The organism is candidate division WOR-3 bacterium (genome assembly GCA_039804025.1).
Lineage (GTDB): Bacteria > Hydrothermota > Hydrothermia > Hydrothermales > JAJRUZ01 > JBCNVI01.
In genome coordinates, this window is record JBDRZP010000005.1 from 14,361 (window position 1) to 31,969 (window position 17,609).

The 17,609-nt window shown below is 28.7% G+C and carries 15 protein-coding genes; 7 read left to right on the top strand and 8 right to left on the bottom strand.

What is annotated here, in order from left to right:
* The first annotated feature begins 27 nt into the window (after nt 1-27).
* The 6 genes from ABIN73_02785 (at nt 28) to ABIN73_02810 (ending at nt 7,401) form a co-directional block, all read left to right on the top strand.
* Nucleotides 28-798, top strand: coding sequence for a hypothetical protein (locus ABIN73_02785; protein MEO0268647.1), 771 nt, complete (start codon nt 28-30; stop codon nt 796-798).
* Nucleotides 776-1,555: a zinc ribbon domain-containing protein gene (locus ABIN73_02790; protein ID MEO0268648.1), complete on the top strand. Its 780-nt coding sequence runs from the start codon at nt 776-778 to the stop codon at nt 1,553-1,555. Before ABIN73_02785 ends, ABIN73_02790 begins: the two co-directional genes overlap by 23 nt.
* 12 nt (nt 1,556-1,567) lie before the next feature.
* Nucleotides 1,568-3,211, top strand: coding sequence for a tetratricopeptide repeat protein (locus tag ABIN73_02795; protein MEO0268649.1), 1,644 nt, complete (start codon nt 1,568-1,570; stop codon nt 3,209-3,211).
* Nucleotides 3,208-4,209: a dephospho-CoA kinase gene (gene coaE, locus ABIN73_02800; protein MEO0268650.1), complete on the top strand. Its 1,002-nt coding sequence runs from the start codon at nt 3,208-3,210 to the stop codon at nt 4,207-4,209. The genes ABIN73_02795 and coaE overlap by 4 nt, the downstream gene beginning before the upstream one ends.
* Complete coding sequence (locus ABIN73_02805) at nt 4,206-5,420, top strand: SpoIID/LytB domain-containing protein (GenBank protein MEO0268651.1); 1,215 nt, start codon at nt 4,206-4,208, stop codon at nt 5,418-5,420. The genes coaE and ABIN73_02805 overlap by 4 nt, the downstream gene beginning before the upstream one ends.
* A 364-nt stretch (nt 5,421-5,784) precedes the next feature.
* Entirely contained in the window at nt 5,785-7,401 is a 1,617-nt protein-coding gene (locus tag ABIN73_02810; GenBank protein MEO0268652.1) for a diguanylate cyclase, read from the top strand.
* Here ABIN73_02810 and accC read toward each other — a convergent pair.
* The 6 genes from accC to ABIN73_02840 are packed head-to-tail and all read right to left on the bottom strand — an operon-like array spanning nt 7,398 to nt 15,344.
* Nucleotides 7,398-8,747: an acetyl-CoA carboxylase biotin carboxylase subunit gene (accC, locus tag ABIN73_02815; GenBank protein MEO0268653.1), complete on the bottom strand. Its 1,350-nt coding sequence runs from the start codon at nt 8,745-8,747 to the stop codon at nt 7,398-7,400. The genes ABIN73_02810 and accC overlap by 4 nt on opposite strands.
* Nucleotides 8,744-11,260 carry a S8 family serine peptidase gene (locus ABIN73_02820; protein MEO0268654.1) on the bottom strand — a complete coding sequence of 839 codons (2,517 nt, stop codon included), beginning with the start codon at nt 11,258-11,260 and terminating at the stop codon, nt 8,744-8,746. The genes accC and ABIN73_02820 overlap by 4 nt, the downstream gene beginning before the upstream one ends.
* A complete protein-coding gene (locus tag ABIN73_02825) occupies nt 11,257-12,363 on the bottom strand; it encodes a hypothetical protein (protein ID MEO0268655.1) in 1,107 nt (368 codons plus the stop codon). The genes ABIN73_02820 and ABIN73_02825 overlap by 4 nt, the downstream gene beginning before the upstream one ends.
* Entirely contained in the window at nt 12,360-13,343 is a 984-nt protein-coding gene (locus ABIN73_02830; protein MEO0268656.1) for a tetratricopeptide repeat protein, read from the bottom strand. The genes ABIN73_02825 and ABIN73_02830 overlap by 4 nt, the downstream gene beginning before the upstream one ends.
* The gene (locus tag ABIN73_02835) at nt 13,340-14,779 is read right to left on the bottom strand and encodes a SpoIIE family protein phosphatase (GenBank protein ID MEO0268657.1); all 1,440 of its coding nucleotides are present in this window, start codon (nt 14,777-14,779) and stop codon (nt 13,340-13,342) included. The genes ABIN73_02830 and ABIN73_02835 overlap by 4 nt, the downstream gene beginning before the upstream one ends.
* A 1-nt stretch (nt 14,780) precedes the next feature.
* Nucleotides 14,781-15,344, bottom strand: a complete 564-nt coding sequence (locus ABIN73_02840) for an STAS domain-containing protein (GenBank protein ID MEO0268658.1) — start codon at nt 15,342-15,344, stop codon at nt 14,781-14,783.
* A gap of 47 nt (nt 15,345-15,391) precedes the next feature.
* On the opposite strand from ABIN73_02840, the gene ABIN73_02845 reads away from it, so the two are divergent.
* The gene (locus tag ABIN73_02845) at nt 15,392-15,919 is read left to right on the top strand and encodes an NTPase (GenBank protein MEO0268659.1); all 528 of its coding nucleotides are present in this window, start codon (nt 15,392-15,394) and stop codon (nt 15,917-15,919) included.
* A gap of 18 nt (nt 15,920-15,937) precedes the next feature.
* Here the strand turns inward: ABIN73_02845 and ABIN73_02850 are convergent, their stop codons facing one another.
* Nucleotides 15,938-16,264 carry a hypothetical protein gene (locus ABIN73_02850; protein MEO0268660.1) on the bottom strand — a complete coding sequence of 109 codons (327 nt, stop codon included), beginning with the start codon at nt 16,262-16,264 and terminating at the stop codon, nt 15,938-15,940.
* A 54-nt stretch (nt 16,265-16,318) separates the two neighbouring features.
* Nucleotides 16,319-17,575, bottom strand: a complete 1,257-nt coding sequence (locus ABIN73_02855) for an SBBP repeat-containing protein (GenBank protein ID MEO0268661.1) — start codon at nt 17,573-17,575, stop codon at nt 16,319-16,321.
* Nucleotides 17,576-17,609: the final 34 nt, after the last annotated feature.

Genomic DNA, 17,609 nt, shown 5'->3' on the forward strand with positions numbered 1-17,609 from the left:
AAATTTAGAATAATTTACAATATTTATATGTTTTTTATTGATGACTACAGAAGTTTTTTTAAGAATATTTTAAATTTTAAAAAAGAAAGATTTTTCTTTTTTACCTTTGAAGAACCTTTCCTTTTATCAAAAGCTATTCTTTCTCTTATGAGTATTATGGAAATTAAAAAAAAGAGGGTTTTTATTGGGCGAGAATTTAATATTAATGAGATTAAAAAAGAAGAGAAAAATATATCTATTTTTAAAAACGAAAAGTTTTTAAATGTTATTTACGATGCCGATGATATTAAATTTAATAAAAATTTCTTTGATATTGAAACTGATACTCCTTTTGTTTTTGTATTCAGTGATAGAAAGAATTTTGAAAGAAACAAAGTTTTAAATGAAGTTGAAAAAGGAATCTATGTTCATTTTCCGAAAGTTGACCTTGAGACTGCTTTTAAATGGTTTAAAAAGGAAATAAAATTGAGGAGTAAAAATGTTTCTGATTTATTATTAATGTCAATAGTGAAAGAAAAGGAGGGAGAACTTACAAAGCTTAATAATTTAGTTAATCTTATAGAACTTGGTGCAAATGTTGAAGAATTTTTGAAAAAAGAAGAAAGAGAGATAAGGGATTACGATTCTCAAGCAGTAATTAATATTTTTATTTCACTTATCAGAAAGGGTGTAGTTCCCCATGAATATATTTGGAAAGTTTATGAACCTTTGCTTTATAATAGAAGAGTAAACTATGACTTTGAACTGGAAATGAAACAAATTTTAAGGAGGATTTATGAAAAAAGAAATAAATATTGAAGAAATAAAAAAACTTGAAATAAAAAGAAGGGAATTTCTTGAGAAGATGCGAAAATTAAAGGAGAAGGAAAAGGAAACAAAACCCCATATATTCAAAAAGGTTTTTGGAGAATACGAAGAAAAATTAAAAAAAATTGAGGAGGAACTGGAAAAAAGAAAAGATACTATAAAAGAATACTTAGAATCACTATATACAACAAGAAAGGAAGTTGAAAAAGCCAAATTGAAAATAGAGGATGAAATTGAGGAGATTAAACTTAGATATTCCATAGGCGAATATGATGAGGGAAAATATAAGTCCTTGATGGATGAGAAAAATTCGGAATTAAAAAGGATTAAAGAAAAATTTATAGCAGTTGATAAAGAGATAAATGAAATTGCTTCTCTGCTTAAAAAAGAAGAAAAACCTAAAGAGAAAGTTGAAGAAGAAATTGAGCTGGAGCCGGAAATAGAAGAAATTAAAGAAATTGAGGAAGTTCTCGAAAATGAATTAAAAGTTGCTGAGGAAAAAGAAACTGATGTAGAAGAGGAATTAATGGAAATAGAAGAAATTCTTGAGGAAGTTGAGGCTGAAAAATCTGAGGAGAAAGAAGCTTATGAGGTAAGTGTTAATGAAAAATTGCTTGAAGATCTTGGTAAGGAAAGTAAAACTGAGGAAAGGGGGGAAGTTATATGTAAAAAATGCGGTCATAAGAATTCTCCTGATTCCTGGTTTTGTGAAAATTGTGGAGCCGAGCTTATAATTGAACTTGAATAAAAAATTTAAAGAATGAGAATATATTATTTTTTAATAACTTTTATTTTTATTTCCTGTTACTTTTCAAGGGAGAAAGAAGACCCTCTCTTTTTATACATGTTATATTCAAGTAAGGTTGAAAAGGGAGAATATAAAGAGGCACGGAAACTCATTGAAAGGCTTTTAAAGATAAAAAAAGACAGAGAATATTTTAGGGATTACATTTTTTTACTTTACAATATAAAGGATTTTAATAAACTAAAAAAAGTTTTCTTTGAATTTGAAAAAAATTTTGAGCTTGATTCTACCCTTACCTATCCTTTTCTTTCAGCCTGTATTTTTACAAGAGATTTCAAAAATTTTGAAAAATATCAAAAGAAATTCAGAGAGAAGTTTAAGAAGGATAAAGATCTTTTATATTTAATTTCTGTTTTATATCAAGCTTTAGGTGATTTTGATAGGGCAATATCCCTTTTAGATGAACTTATTAAAAATGATTCTTTAAACAGTAAAAAATATCTACTTGATAAGGCAAGAGTATTATCAATGAAAAAAGATTATATGTCTGCATTATCTATAATAAATAAATTGGAAGAAGATGAAATTTTTCCTGAACTTTTGATTGAAAAGGCAATCTGTTTGGAAGGTTTGAATGATTATAAAGAAGCTTTGAAAATTTATAGAAAATTACTTTTAAGTAAAAAAATAGCGAGTCAGAATTTATTGAGAAAGGTTTTGAATTTGTCAATTTTTTTAGGTAATTATGAACTGGCTGATACTCTCTTAAAAGGGAAAATAGATAGTTTTTTCTATGATGTTGATTTTATCCATCAGTATGGATTTATAAAATATATGAAAAATGAATTTAAAGAAGCTATGAAGTATTTTTCAATTGCCTTGAGTTTAAATCCTAAGGATGATTTAGCCCATTATTATCTTTCAAGAATATTTTACAGAGAAAAGTTAATGGATAGAGCTTTTTATCATATAAAAAAGGCAATAGAGATAAATCCTAAAAATTATGAATATTATATTTATTACTCATTTCTTTTAATAAGTGAAAGGAAGTTAAAAGAAGCAGAAGAATTACTTAAAGAAATACCTGATAAGAATAATGCCCCTTACTTTTATTTAACTGGATTTCTTGAAAAACAGAAGAGAAATTATAAAAGGGCTTTATTTTTTTATGAAAAATCATTAAAACTTGATTCTCTTGATGCAAGGAAGTGGTTTGAAGCAGGTGCTCTTTATGAGGAAATAAACGATATAAAAAAGGCTGAAAAAGCCTTCAGAAAATCTGTTAAACTTGATAGTACTCTTTCAGAATCCTACAATTACTGGGGATATATGTTAGCAGAAAGGGGTTTAAAGCTTGATACAGCAAAGATACTTATTGAGAAAGCATTAGAGTTTGAACCTGATAACGGTTACTATCTTGATTCAATGGGTTGGGTTTATTATATGATGGGGAAGTATGATTCTGCTTTTGTTTATTTAAAAAGGGCAGTGGAATCTGTTCCTGATGACCCTGTTATTGTTGAACATCTTGGAGATGTTTATCTAAAGTTAAATCAAATTGATAAAGCTTTAAATTACTGGCAGGAGGCTTTAAAACTTGAACCTCTTAATAAAAATCTCAAAAAAAAGATTGAAAAATATAAAAACTCAGGTATTTGAAGCTTTTAGTCGGTGTTACCGGTAATATATCATCAGGTAAAAGCACTTTCTGTGAACTTTTAAAGGAAAAGGGCGTTTATATTATTGATGCAGATAAAATTGGTCATAAAATAATTGAAGAAAAAAAAGAAAAAATAAAGAAAATTTTTGGTGATTATTTGGGAAGAAGAGAAATTGCAGAAATAATTTTTAAGGATGAGGAAAAAAAGAGAGAATATGAAAGGTGGATTCACAGGGAGATAATGAGAGAAGTGAAAAAAATAATAAATGAAGGAAAGGAAGGGTATTATTTTGTTGAAGGTGCCCTTATCTTTGAAGCAGGTGTTGATAAATTTATGGATTTTGTTATATATTTAAAGGCAAGGGAAGAGGTTTTAATTGAAAGGGCAAAGAAAAAGGGGATTAGTGAAGATATGATAAAAAAAATTATAGAATTTCAAAATATGTTAAAGGATAAAGAAGAAAGAGCTAATTTTGTTATTGAAAATGAAAATGATATTTTTGAACTTAAAAAAAGGGCAGAGGAAATTTTTATTAAAATTAAAAATTTTATTCCGAAATTTTTATGTGACTCAACCTGTTTAAGGGAAGCAAGATGGTTAAGACTATTGGGTTTTGATACAGTTAATGCTAAATTTTTAAAGGATTTTAAAAAGGGTATATTTGAAGAAAAAAGGTTTTTGCTTACAAGAAAAAAGGGGGGGTATCTTTTTCCTGAATGGAAAATTTTTAAAGTTTCAGAAGGAAAATTTTTTATAAGAATGAAAAGGATAATAGATTTTTTTGGTTTAAAGGATAAAATTTCTATTTTTTCAAGATGTCCTTTATGCAATAATCCTCTCGAAGAAATAGAAAAAACTAAAGTAAAAAACAGGGTTCCATACTATACTTATAAGACCCAGGAAAAATTTTATATATGTTCTAACTGTGATAAAATATACTGGAAGGGTTCCCATTATTTTTATTTTGAAAATCATATTAAAAAATTACTTGAATGAGAAAAATTTTAATTTTTTTAATTTTATTTTCCTGTGCTAAAAGAGAATACATTAAAAGGGAAGTTAAAAAATATTATATTCAAAAGAAAAAAAAGGTTGAAGCTTATGAACCTCTTTTAAGGGTGTTACTTTATGAGAATGAGAATCCCCTTTATATTTCAGGGACAGGTATTTATTATGCTATAGATTCTCAAGGTAAAAGATATAAATTTTTTGCAGATAATATTTTAAAAATTGAGAAAAAATTTGAAGATCCTATTTTATACCTTGATGGTAAAAAAACAAATCTTTCTCTTCCTCTTGTTTTTTATACAGATGAAAATTATTTTTTAAAGATTCAAGGAAAAAGGTATAGAGGTAAAATAGAAATTGACGAGTATTTAAGGGTTATAAATCTTGTTAAAGTGGAAGATTATCTAAGATCAGTTGTTCCTCTTGAAATAGGTAGTCCTTTTCTTTCAAATTTTGAAGCACTTAAAGCTCAAGCTGTTTGTGCAAGGAGTTATGCTTTGAGAAAATATTTAGAAAAAAGGGAGAGTTTTTTTCATCTTTACGCAGATATAAAGGATCAGGTATATGGTGGTAAAGATAAGGAAAATGAAATAACAGATCTTGCAATTCAAATGACAAAGGGTGAAGTCCTTATGTATGAAAATGAAGTTGCTTTAACTTTATTTCATTCTACCTGTGGGGGCACTACTTCTTATTATGATGAAGCTTTCCCTACTGAAAGTTTTATTCCCTATTTAAAATCAGTAAGATGTAACTTTCAGGGTAAGGACTTATGCTCTAATTCTCCTTATTACAGGTGGAAGAAGGAGTTTTCTATAAGTGAGTTTATGGAAAACCTCGCAGGGAATATTTCAAATCTTTTAGGAATTTCTCTTTCAGGAAGAGATATTGTTGATTTCAGTATTTCAGATAGATCTTCTACAGGAAGAGTAAGGGAAGTTAAGGTTAAAACTAAGAAAGGTACTTTTACCTTTAAAGGGTATGATATTAGAAAATTGTTGAAAAAGGATGGTTTTTTACCTTCAAATTTTTTCTTTTTAAAAAATCAGGGTGATAGAGTTATAATAATAGGTAGAGGTTTTGGACATGGAGTTGGATTGTGTCAATACGGTGCTTTATCACTTGCTAAAAAGGGAGTAAGTTATGACCGTATTCTCAAATTTTATTATCAGGGGACAAAAATTAAAAAGATTTATTAAAGAAAATAAAAAGGATTCTTTTTTAATAGCTCTTTCTTTTTTATTTTTATTTTTATCTTTGTTCACGTCTAAGATAAGGCTTGAGCTTTCAAATATTATTTCAATCATAATTCTTTTTCCGCTGTCTCTTCTTATTTTTTTGATATTTTCTCCTATTTCCTTTGGAATTAAAAGAATTACTTTTAAATTTTTTTTATTTTCCCTTTTTAATTTTTTTTCCTTCCTATATGCTTTTTATTTTTCTTATTTTTCTTTTTTGTTTATTCTTTTATTTTTTGATTCTCCCTATTCTATTCTGTTTTTTTCCTTATTCCCATCTTATATAATTTTTAATTACTCTCCGAATTTACTTATTATTTTTCCCTTGTATGTTCTTTTAATATTCTTTTTATCATTTTTTGAAAAAAGAAAAAGCAAGGAATTGTATGAAGAACTTGACAAAATTTCTTCAAAACTAAGGCTTTTTGAAATTGAAAAAGCTCCAAAAGAGAAAGTTATAAAAGAATTAAAATTTCCTCTGTATCCTGAAAAACCTGCCCCCCTCTTTAAATTTGCTTTAAATCATCTAAAGGAAGTATATAAGGATATTATTTTTCCGAATTCCTTAGCTTTTTTATTTTATGACTCTACAGCTCAAGGATTTAGGATTGAAGCTTCTTTTTCAAGAAAAAAATTTTTTAAAACTAAGGGAGTTATTCCCCTTTATTCACCTTTAATAAAACTTGCAACTCAAAGAAATGAAAGGTTGTATTTTCCAGAGTTTACAGGTTCTGGTTATGATACCTTATTTTATGAATCAGATATAAAACTTGGTTCTGTTTGTATTGTTCCTGTTTTTTCAGAGGGAGATCTTTATGGATTTATTTATGCTGATAAGGAGGAAATAAGAGGGTTTTCAGAGAAAGACCTTGATTTTCTTGATTATCTTTCAAAGGAGATAGGTCTCTTTTTGAAATTTTTTATTTCTCTAAAGGATGAACATTTACTTGCAACAAGATTTAGAGCCCTATTTGAACTTGCTAAGGATACAGCTGGAAAATTGCATTTAAAGGAAGTAGCAGAAAAGATTATTCATGTTGCTGAAATTCTAAAAAAGAGTGATATTATATGTCTTTTTGAAAAAAAATCAGAAGAAATAAGATGTATAGCAATAAACGAGGAGAAGGAATGGATAAAGGTTGGTTCAAAATTTGTTCATTCAGAGGATTCAATAATTTCCCTTTTATTTAAAAGTGGGTTCCCTGTTTATACAGGAAGGATAAAGAGTTCTGTTCCTGTGATTGGGAAAATTAATCCTGATATAAAGTCTATTCTTGCTTTTCCTATAAGGGTTGAGGGTAAGTTGAATTTTGCTCTTTCGCTTTTTTCAAAGTATCCTGATTATTATGATGATAAGGATAAGGAAATTTTTGAATTTTTAGTTCAACAGGCTCAGATTTCTCTTGAAAAGGCAATTTTATTTGAGAAAACTCTTGAACTTGCCATAAAAGATTCCTTAACAGGTCTCTTTAATCACAGAATTTTTCAGGAAAAAGTATCAGAATATGTTAAAAGAAATTTACCTTTTACTTTAATTCTTATTGATGTTGATCATTTTAAAAAAATAAATGATACCTATGGACACCCTTTTGGAGATAAAGTTCTTGTTAAAATCGCAGAAATTTTAAAGGAAGAATCTGAAAAGATAGGACTTGCAGCACGGTATGGAGGAGAGGAATTCGCTTTAATTATTGAGGGTTCAAAAGAATATGCCCAATACAGGGCAGAGGAAATAAGAAGAAAGATAGAAAAGGAAGAGTTTTATACTGATGATGGTGAAAGAGTTTCTGTTACAATAAGTCTTGGTCTTGCTTCTTTTCCACTTGATGCAAAGGAAAGGACTTCTTTAATTGAAAGGGCGGATAGAGCTCTATATATAGCAAAAAGAAGCGGGAGGAATAAAGTAATATCTTGGGCACAAGAAGAGATGGGACTATTTTAGATTTTTTTTATAAAATCTTCTAAAAAATGAGTATCAAAATTTCCCTCAATAAATTCTTTACTTTCAATTATTTTTTTGTGCAGGGGAATTGTAGTTTTAATTCCATCAATTATTGTTTCCTCAAGTGCCCTTTTTAGTCTTCTTATTGCATATTCCCTTGTTCTTTCATGTACTATGAGTTTTGCAATCAAAGAATCATAATAAGGCTTAACTTCATAACCTGCATATATAAAAGAATCCACTCTTACTCCAGGTCCACCTGGGAGGTGAAGAGTTTTTATTTTACCAGGTGAAGGCATAAATCCCCTTTCAGGATCTTCTGCATTAATTCTTACTTCAATAGCATGCCCTCTCATTTCAATATCTTTTTCATCAAAATTAAGATTTCCATTTTCTTCAAGTAAAATCTGTTCTTTTATTAAGTCAATTCCTGTTATGAATTCTGTTACAGGATGCTCTACCTGTATCCTTGTGTTCATTTCAATGAAATATAAATTTTTATCACTATCCATCAGAAATTCAAGAGTTCCTGCTGATTTATAATTTATAGCTTTTGCTCCCTTTTTAGCATACTCCATCAATTTTTTTCTTAATTTTTCATCAATTGAAGGGGAAGGTGCCTCTTCAAGAATTTTTTGATGTTTCCTCTGTATTGTGCATTCTCTTTCAAAAAGCGTTAAAATTTTTCCCTTTCCATCACCAAGAACCTGAACTTCAATGTGTTTCGGTTTTTCTATAAATTTTTCTATGTACAATCTTTTATCACCAAAAGCTGCCTGAGCCTCAGCCTGGGCTGTTTTAAAACTTATTTCAAAATCTCTTTCGCTTTTTACAATTCTCATTCCCTTTCCTCCTCCACCTGCTGCTGCTTTTAAAATGAGAGGGTAACCTATTTCTCTTGCTATCTCCAGTCCTTCATCAATATTTTCAATAACACCTTCTGAACCGGGAATTACAGGAACACCTGCTTCTTTCATTATTTTCCTTGCCATTGCTTTATCTCCCATTTTAGATATGTGTTCTGGTTCAGGACCTATAAATATAAAACCAGAAGATTTAACTATCTCTGCAAATTCAGCATTTTCTGCTAAAAATCCGTAACCAGGATGAATTGCATCACAACCTGTTATTTCTGCTGCTGAAATTATTCTTGGAATATTTAAATAACTCTCAGAAGATGGGGGAGGACCAATACAAACCGATTGATCTGCAAGGAAAACATGCAGTGAATCTTTATCTGCTTCTGAATAAACAGCAACTGATTCTATACCCAGTTCTTTACAGGCATAAATTATTCTAACTGCAATTTCACCTCTATTTGCTATTAAAATTCTTTTTATTTTCATTCCTCAATTATCAATTTCATATAATCCTTACTTTCCGATGTTTCAAGAACAAGTATGTAAAAACCTGGTTTTAATTTTTTACCCTTTTCATTTATTAAATCAATCTTTTCCTTGTATCTTCCAAGGGGTAAAGTAAAATAACTCTTTTCAAAAACTTTTTTTCCTGATGGAGTAAATATTTTAATGGAAAGAGGTGTTAAAGCTTCATTCACTATATATTCAATTTTAATTTCCTTTCCTTTTACAGGGTTTGGATAGAGAGAAATTATTCTTGATTTTTCCCCTTCTTTTGATGGAACTTTTATTTTTTCAAAATTAAGAGCTGAGAGGGCATTTGGTACACCATAACCATAAATATTATCAGGATTAAGATATTTGGAAGAAGTTTTAATAATTACCTCATAAAGTTTTTTTGCTGACCAGTCAGGATGAGCTGAGAGAATTGATGCAGCAAAACCTGACATTAAAGCTGTTGAAACAGATGTTCCCTGTGATTCAGAATAAGAATAAATTGAATCACCTTGAGATGTGATTTCTAAAAAAGGAGCAATACTTTTAAAAGGAGCAACAATATCAGGTTTAATTCTTCCATCAGCACTTGGTCCATAAGCAGAACCCCTCCATATTTTTCCATCCATTTTTATTCCTCCTACTGTTATCACTGAATCAGCGTCACCTGGAGCAACAATCGTTGTATCAGCTTTTGTTGTATCAGAATGTGAAACATTTCCAGCTGCTGTAAAAACAAGTATTCCCTTTGAAAGAGCTTTTGAAGCTGCTCTTGAAGATATTGCAGTTTTACCGTCCATATCCTTTTTTGAATACCAGTCAATATATCCAAGAGAAGAGGAAACAATTTTCGCACCAAATCTCTTTGAAAGTTCAAGGGCTTCTACCCAGAAATCTTCTTCAATTATATTTTCAAAATTACCTCCTTCAAGGGTGTTGGTTCTTTCTGTTTTAAAAAGTAAAAAATCTGCACCAGGTGCTGTTCCTATAAGTTTTCCGGGCGCAAAACCACCTATTATTCCAAGCATCCTTGTTCCATGATATATTCCAGAAAGTGGGTCAGTAAAATCTGTTAAAGGGTCAATATTTACATTTTTATCACCTCTTCTCCTGTAAACCAGGAAATTTTCATAACTATTTATATCATCAACAAAATATTCAAAGGTTGAATCAATGGCACCTTGAGAATAAAAATAAATTATTCCATTTTTTGAATAATAAATTTTATTCTGATGATAAATGGGAGACTTTATGAAAAAACCTGTATCAATTATTTTTCTTTCAATCAAATTTACATTTCTATCAAATTTCAATTCATAGAGTGTATCTTGTGTGTTACCTGATACAAGAATAATTTTTAATGTATCATTTTTTATAAAAAGAAAAGCCGAATGTCCCCTTGAGATTAATGTATCTTTAATAACATTATAAAGGGTATCCAAAAAAATTATTCCTGTTAGAGGATTTTCGAGTCCTGTTTCATATAAAACTAAAAGAATATCATTTATTTTATTAATAGAAAAATTAAGTATTTCCTTGTTTCTTGAAAAAATTATGTTGCCATTAAGATCAGTGATATTTATTGAATAGGAATCAGTGTATATGACATTTATCTTATTTTTTAAATTGAAGATTTCAAGATCATAAATAAATGGATTCTGTAAAAGAATTTTTGTTGAATCTATGTTTAACAATTTATTTAAAAATTTTATGTAAATTGCATCATAATTTTGAAAGGATAATTTACTTGCAAGATAGATTTTACCATTTAAAAAAAGTGATGAAGGTAAAAGATTTATAGTGTCAGGACTTAAAAGTTTTGGCTCATTTGAAGGTATAAAGAAACCCTTTGTGAATAAACATCCATATATTTTCCATTTATTTTTTATGTTATCTCTTTCATTAAGAAAATTATAAAAAATATATACAGTATCAGGATTTCCTGTTAATGTAGTTTTACCAATATACCCAATTGCTCTTATATGAGGGATTCTGTATCTTTGACTATTATATAAAAGAAAAAGAGAATCACCGCTATTAAAATCATAGGAAAATTTAACCCTTTTACCTTCCCTTATATGAAGAAGAGCTGGATGATTGAGATCAAAACCTGTATCAAATAAGCTTATTGTTACATTCTGTCCTATAAAACCTTTTTTGTGAACTTCTGGAATTTTTAAAAAACTTAAGGTTTCATAAGAATCTCCGTAATCTGAGGGAGAGAAAGACATAGGTTTAATTTCAGTAAATTTTTTCCCTTTAAGAACAATTTTATGATCCTTTATAAGGTTCAAAAGTTTTTTAGATTTAGTTAAATAATTTGGAAAGTAACCTGATATATAATTTTCCCATCTTGAAATTGCTCTTAATCTAAATCCTTGATTTTCAAATAAGCTAGTTATTCTTGAAAGGCTTTTTGAGTTTATCCAGAGATTCAGGTATCCTTTACTTTTTAGGTTTTCTCTTATATTCTGATTTAAAAAAAAGATTAAAAGAAAAATCATTTTAACCTCCCTATGGTTTTTAAAAATAGTGCATAACCTTCAGTTTCATTTTTTAAAAGTTCAAGAACTTTTTTTGCATTTTCATAATCTGGGTTAATTGAAAGGGCATTTTCAAGTTCTATTTGGGCTTCCTCAAATAGTGTTTTAATTTTAAAAAAAATCGCAAGAGCAAGATTGAATCTAACATCTGCATATTCAGGGTGTTCCTCTCTTATTTCCTTTAATTTTAAAATATAGTCATCAATTATCTGTTTTAAATTTTTCTTATCAGAGTATTTTGAAAGAATAGTAAATTCTTCAAGAATTTCATGAACATCATGGGGCTTTAAAATGTTAAAAAATTCACCAAAAAGTTTTTTAGCTTCAATTACTTCGCCTCTTTCAAGTAAATTTAAAGCTTCTTTAAATTTTTCATTTTTAAATCTCGGGTCAAGAATTTCAGCACTTTTAAAGGAAAGAATTATTGTTTTAAAAGGGATTGTGGTCCCAGAATTTAAAACAAGCTCTAAAAGGGAAAGACCCATCTCAAAATGGGCTTCAGCATAAGAGGGATTCTGTTCCAAGGCTCTTTTTAAATAGGATACACTTCTTGTATATTCTTTCATGAATCTATAAGTTCTTGCAGCCCATAGTAAGTAATTGGGATATTCTCTATCCTGTAAAGCCTTTTCAAAAAATAGACTTGATTTTTCGTATTCCTTTAAATAAAAATAAATTTTGCCAAGAACAAAATTTAAGGGAGCATAATTTTCATTTATTTTTATTTTATCCTCAAGAATTTCTCTTGCTTCTTCTAAAAGTCCCATTTTTAACATTTTTTCAGCTAAATTAATGTAAATATCAAGAGGTTCATCTTTTACTTTTTCCTTTAAACTAAGCCATGTCTTTATTTCATTCACTACACTCTCGTGGAAATTTTTTAAAGTTTCAAAAATTTCCTTTTCTCCTATTTCTTCATGTATCTCTATCCTTTTTACTAAAACTATTTTCCCTTCTCTTGTTACTTTTGTTAATATTTCCCTCTGAGCAGAAAGAAGACTTGTTTCTATATAGTATGTTTTTTCTCCAGCTTTTATATGTGAAGATGTTCCAAAACCTTTCATTCTGATATCCTTTTGAGTTTTTCGTATCTATCTTTGGCTACTTCATACAATTTTTTTGTGTCCTTGTAATCAGGTTTAACTTTTATTATGAATTCCCAGGATTTTATTGCCTCTTCAAGCATTTCCATTTTGTAAAATTCAATACCCTTTTTATAATAGTATTCCAGTTCTTCCTCTGAGACAGCTAAAGTTTCCTCCTTAGGTTTTTCCTCTTTCTTTTTAACAGGTTGTTTTATTTCTTTTTTTTCTTCTTTTTTTTCTACATAAACAGGCACCTCAACTTCTTTTACTATCTCTTTTATAACAACTCTTTTTTTAAAGTCAAGAACAAATCCAAAGTAAAATTTTTTGTTATAGCTCCCTATTAGAAATTTCATATTGTCCTTGGTGAGTCCTATACCAAATGAAAAAATTTTATTTTTGAAAATCTGTAAACCTGTATAAAATTTTACTGAATTAAAGAAGGAATTTTTTAAGTTAAAAATGTAAGTGGCTCCTCCTTTAAAACCTATTGAATCTGTTGTAAAGGATGGTTCAAGATTAATTGCAAATCCTTTTCTATGAAAAGAAATCCCGGATTGAGCAAATACGCTTGTTTTATTCTCCATACTATTATAAATTCCTTCTGCAAAAAAGCCAATAGATAAGAAATTAAGGGGTGCCTGGAGATAACCGATACCAGTTCCAAATCCCTCATAAGTCTTATTTAAGAATATTAATTTCCCCCTTAAAGAAAGAGAAGCTTTTTCAGCATATGTTCCTGAAGAAAAGCCTAAGAAGGTATTTCCATCAGATTCAAAGGAAAAATTTCTGTAAACAAGGGAAATAAATTTTAGCTGTGTAGGAATTTCATAAAAGAATCCAAATTTTTCTTCAGGTTGTGTAAAGGAAGAAGTAATGTATCGGTCAAGAAAGTCAACAGGGTAAGAAACCCCTGTGGATCCTTTTAAAAGAGGTAATACAAATAAAAAATTTATCATTTCTTTTTAATAATTAAAAAGGTTATGTCATCTTCAGGTTCGGCTCCACCCCTATATTCTTTTAATTTTTTAATTAACTCTTCTTTAATTCTTTCCACTTCTTTTTCCCTTTTTAATATTTCTGAAAGTAATCCGAAAAGTTTTTCTTCACCCAGAATTTCACCTTTTTCATTTCTAATATCCAAAAGACCGTCAGTGTAAAGGAAAAGAATATCACCACTTTCCAGTTTACCGTTTCCTTTTTGAATGAGTGATGGATACTCATCAGATGGAATGAAGGAAAAACCAATTGGAACACCGTTTGTTTTGAATCTTTCCAGCCTTTTTAAATTTGAGAGAAAAATAAAGGGTGGTGTATGTCCACAGGAAGAATAAAAATAATTGCCCCTTTCTTCTAAATAAAGAAGAAAAAGTGTCAAAAACATATCATCGGGTATTTTATCCCTTAAAAAAGTATGAATATTGGAAGCAAAAGCTGAGGGGCTCCGTGATGTTTTGTAATTGGAGTATATAAATGATTTTGTTAATGCCATGATAAGAGAAGAAGAAGCCCCTTTTCCAGAAACATCACCAATTACACATATAACATGACTTATTGTTTTGAGAACATCCACATAATCTCCTCCTACATAAAAAGCCGGTTCGTAATAGTAAGTTATATCATATTCATTAATCTCAGGTAATTTTTCAGGTAAAAGCATTTTTTGTATTTCCTGTGCCAGTTCAGCATCTCTTTTAAGTCTTTCCTTTTCTGTTAATTCCTTTCTGTATTCAATAAGTTTAATTCTCATTTCTTCTGCAGCTTTTGCAATTTTACCGAATTCATCCTTTGATATAATTTTAATATTTTCATCAAGTCTTCCTTCTCCAATTTTTCTTAAGGCTTCTATTATATAGTTTAAAGGTTTCAGTGATAAATGGGAAAACAGGAATATCAAAAAGGTTCCTAAAATTAAAGATAAAGAGAAAATTAAAAAAGCAGATTTTCTAAAATCACTTTTAGCTTTTTCGAGAACTGAAAGAGAAAGTCCAAGATAAACTTTTCCTATATTTATACCCCCCATTATTATATCTTTTTCAAATATAAGTAGATTTTCTCTTGCTTCATAAAAAGGTAATATTTCTTTTATATTTTTATCAATATCTTCATAATCTGGAGAACCCTTTATTTTACCCTGTTTATCTACTATGTAAACAAAGGAAAGGTTTTCTTCTTTTTTTAAAGAGTAAGTTAATCTTGAAAGTTCAGCAAGATTGTTATCAAGAAGAGGTTCCTTTGCAAATCTTGCAAGAGATAAAGATAAGGAATTTCCCCTTTCTTTTATTTCTTCAATTATATATTTTTCGCCCCTTTGAGTTAGATTATCGTATATTAAATAGGAAAAGAATATGAATAAAAGAGAAAAGAGAATACTTATTTTTACTTTAAAACTCATTTTACTTAAGTTTTTCCTTCAATTTCTTATAGGCAAAGAAGAGTCTTTCTTCTCTTGTTAAAAGGTTCTTTTTTTTGAGTATTTCTTTAAATTCTTTTTCGGATATTTTATTTTTTGAGGGACACTCCTTTATTAATTCGCTGGGTTCAATTAATGGATTTTCAATTATTTTTTCCTCAATCCAATTTTCAAGGTTAAAGGTTTCCTCAGCTTTTTCTTCTATTTTTTCTTCAAATACTGGAATATCATATTTTTCCCTATAATCAATAAATCTGTATAGTTCCATTATATCAAAAATGCTTTTTATTTCAGGTTTCATACCTGTAACAATTACATTTATGTTATCTTTTTTTGAGTACACACAGAATTTTAAAAGGGCTCCGTAACCTGCACTGGAAACATAGTCTACATCTCTATAATTTATAACTATTTCTTTTTCACCTTCCCTTTTTGCTTTTTCAAGAACTTCTTTGAATTCGTTAACTGTTCTTGTATCTATTTTGCCTTTTAAGTTTACATAAACTCTTTTATTTTCCTTAAATATTTTTGCTTCAAAAATTTTCATATCATATTATAAATGAAAATTTTAATTTTTTTCTCTTAAATTTTATTATGAAGATACTGATCACAGGAAAACCTGGTTCAGGTAAAACAACTCTTTTAAAAAGAATTTATGAAGAGCTTAAAAATTATGTTAAAGTGAGAGGTTTTTTTACAGGTGAGATAAGAGAAAAGGGTGAAAGAATCGGTTTTTTTATAGAAAACTTTGAAGGTAAAAGGAAAATTTTTGCCCATAAGGATTTTGATTTTCCTTTAAAAGTTTCAAAATATGGAGTTAATATTAATGCACTTCTTGAAATAGGTCTTCCTGAGATAATTAAGGCTATAGATGAAAAATCTTTTCTTATGATAGATGAGATAGGGAAAATGGAACTTCTTTCAGAAAATTTTCAGGAACTTGTTGAAAAGGCTTTTAATTCAGGTATAGATATAATTGCCACAATTTCAATTTCTCCTCATCCCTTTATAAAGGAAATCAAAAAAAGAGAGGATGTTAAGATTTTTGAAATTAATGAAAATAAAAGGGAATATCTTTTTAAAAGGATAAAAGAAATTTGTTTCGCGGAATTAAAAATTTAAAGTATATAGATATTAGAATTAAACTCTTTTAATAACTTCTGATAGAAGTATTTCAAGTCTTTTATTTCCTTCGTCAATCATTCTCTGTGTTTCCATTATAAATTTTTCAAGTCTTTTATTTCCTTCTTCAATCATTTTTTCTGTATCTTTTTTGCTTTCTTCAATCATTTTTTCTGTGTCTTTTTTGCTTTCTTCAATCATCCTTTGAGTTGCTTCAATCATCTTTTTTGCTCTTTCATCCTCTTTTTGTATGAGTTTATTTGTAAAATAAGATAGGATAAGGGGTTGAATTAAAGCAAGAACTCCTAAAATAAGTGCAAGAATATTTACTGTTTCAGTTGTCATATTTTAATTTTAAAATGAAAATTTAAATAAAATCAAATTAAAGGAAGCTGAGTTTTATAATCCCTTTTCCTGATTAATATTTAAAATCTTAATAGTTTCTGTATATTTTCCCATTTTAACCTTTATAAAATATGTATTTTTATTTATCTCATTTAAGTTTATTTCAAGGCGATATTTTCCTTTTTGAGCATAACCATAGTTCCTCTTTTCAATTAATGAATCATTTGTGTTATAAAAATCTAATTCTATTTGAGAGGGTTCTTTTATATCAAAAACTAAAACAAGGGATTTTGAGTTCCTTAATACATAAAGATTGTTTTTTTGCTCAGAGACTTCTGGTTTAGAAGGCTTAAAATCATCTTCACCTAAAAGACCACCTTCAAACTTTAAAATAAATGCATCACTACCTCCTGCATTTGTTCCCTGATAATATGCACCACCACCTGGATCTTGTGTTGGAAAATCAGTTGAAGAAGTCCTTCCTGTTACAAAAACATTACCATTTGCATCCGTTGTAATTGAATAGCCATAATCATAATCACTTCCTCCATAATAAGTAGCCCATAAAAGTGCAAGTGGTGGATCTATTATTAAATTATTTTCTCTTGAATAATTTGCAGTAAATGTAATATAACCTTCTTTAAAATCATAAAGAACTTCTGCTTCTTTTGAGCCTTGATATGCAAAAATCTCTCCATCCTCTATTTGAGAAATAGGAGTTTTAAGTATAAGTTTCTTACCATCTTTAATCTCAACATCAGCATACTTTATATCCATCTTTATTTTTGATATATCAGCAAATGGCTTTAACTCAAACTGATGATGAACCTTACCATCCTCATATCTCCATACCCAGTCAATCCCTGGATAAATTTCCTTTATCCTCACCTTTCTATAAGTTATAACTCCAAGAATCCCATCAGGACAAGAAGAAAGATAATAGTTTGTATACCCAGATAAAGGCTCCTCAAACTCTATATTTTCCTCTTTTATATTTGCATCTATAAGGTCAACATCAATCCTTGAATATTGTATTTTTTCCAGATTTTTTTCTGAATCTTCTTTTTTCATTCCATAAATAACATAAGAAACTCCTTTTTCAGTTATAAATATTCCAAAACCAGGAAGTTTTGCCCTTATAAGAACATCTTTTACAGGTTTTCCTTCAAAATCTCCTACTTGTCCGAAATTCTTTTCAAATCCAATATAATCATTTATCCAGCTTTTAGTAACTCCTTCCTTCACTGTTTGATTCACTTCAAGAGCATATAGTGCTATCAGTGTTAAAAACATAAAAATTACTTTTTTCATTTTTATTTTAAGAGTTTTAAAGGATTTGCACCTT

Bases quoted from the DNA above. Each gene is read 5' to 3' on its own strand.
- ABIN73_02785 (MEO0268647.1), top strand. From the start codon at position 28: ATGTTTTTTATTGATGACTACAGAAGTTTTTTTAAGAATATTTTAAAT.
- ABIN73_02790 (MEO0268648.1), top strand. From the start codon at position 776: ATGAAAAAAGAAATAAATATTGAAGAAATAAAAAAACTTGAAATAAAA.
- ABIN73_02795 (MEO0268649.1), top strand. From the start codon at position 1,568: ATGAGAATATATTATTTTTTAATAACTTTTATTTTTATTTCCTGTTAC.
- ABIN73_02805 (MEO0268651.1), top strand. From the start codon at position 4,206: ATGAGAAAAATTTTAATTTTTTTAATTTTATTTTCCTGTGCTAAAAGA.
- accC (MEO0268653.1), bottom strand. From the start codon at position 8,747: ATGAAAATAAAAAGAATTTTAATAGCAAATAGAGGTGAAATTGCAGTT.
- ABIN73_02820 (MEO0268654.1), bottom strand. From the start codon at position 11,260: ATGATTTTTCTTTTAATCTTTTTTTTAAATCAGAATATAAGAGAAAAC.
- ABIN73_02825 (MEO0268655.1), bottom strand. From the start codon at position 12,363: ATGAAAGGTTTTGGAACATCTTCACATATAAAAGCTGGAGAAAAAACA.
- ABIN73_02830 (MEO0268656.1), bottom strand. From the start codon at position 13,343: ATGATAAATTTTTTATTTGTATTACCTCTTTTAAAAGGATCCACAGGG.
- ABIN73_02835 (MEO0268657.1), bottom strand. From the start codon at position 14,779: ATGAGTTTTAAAGTAAAAATAAGTATTCTCTTTTCTCTTTTATTCATA.
- ABIN73_02840 (MEO0268658.1), bottom strand. From the start codon at position 15,344: ATGAAAATTTTTGAAGCAAAAATATTTAAGGAAAATAAAAGAGTTTAT.
- ABIN73_02845 (MEO0268659.1), top strand. From the start codon at position 15,392: ATGAAGATACTGATCACAGGAAAACCTGGTTCAGGTAAAACAACTCTT.
- ABIN73_02850 (MEO0268660.1), bottom strand. From the start codon at position 16,264: ATGACAACTGAAACAGTAAATATTCTTGCACTTATTTTAGGAGTTCTT.
- ABIN73_02855 (MEO0268661.1), bottom strand. From the start codon at position 17,575: ATGAAAAAAGTAATTTTTATGTTTTTAACACTGATAGCACTATATGCT.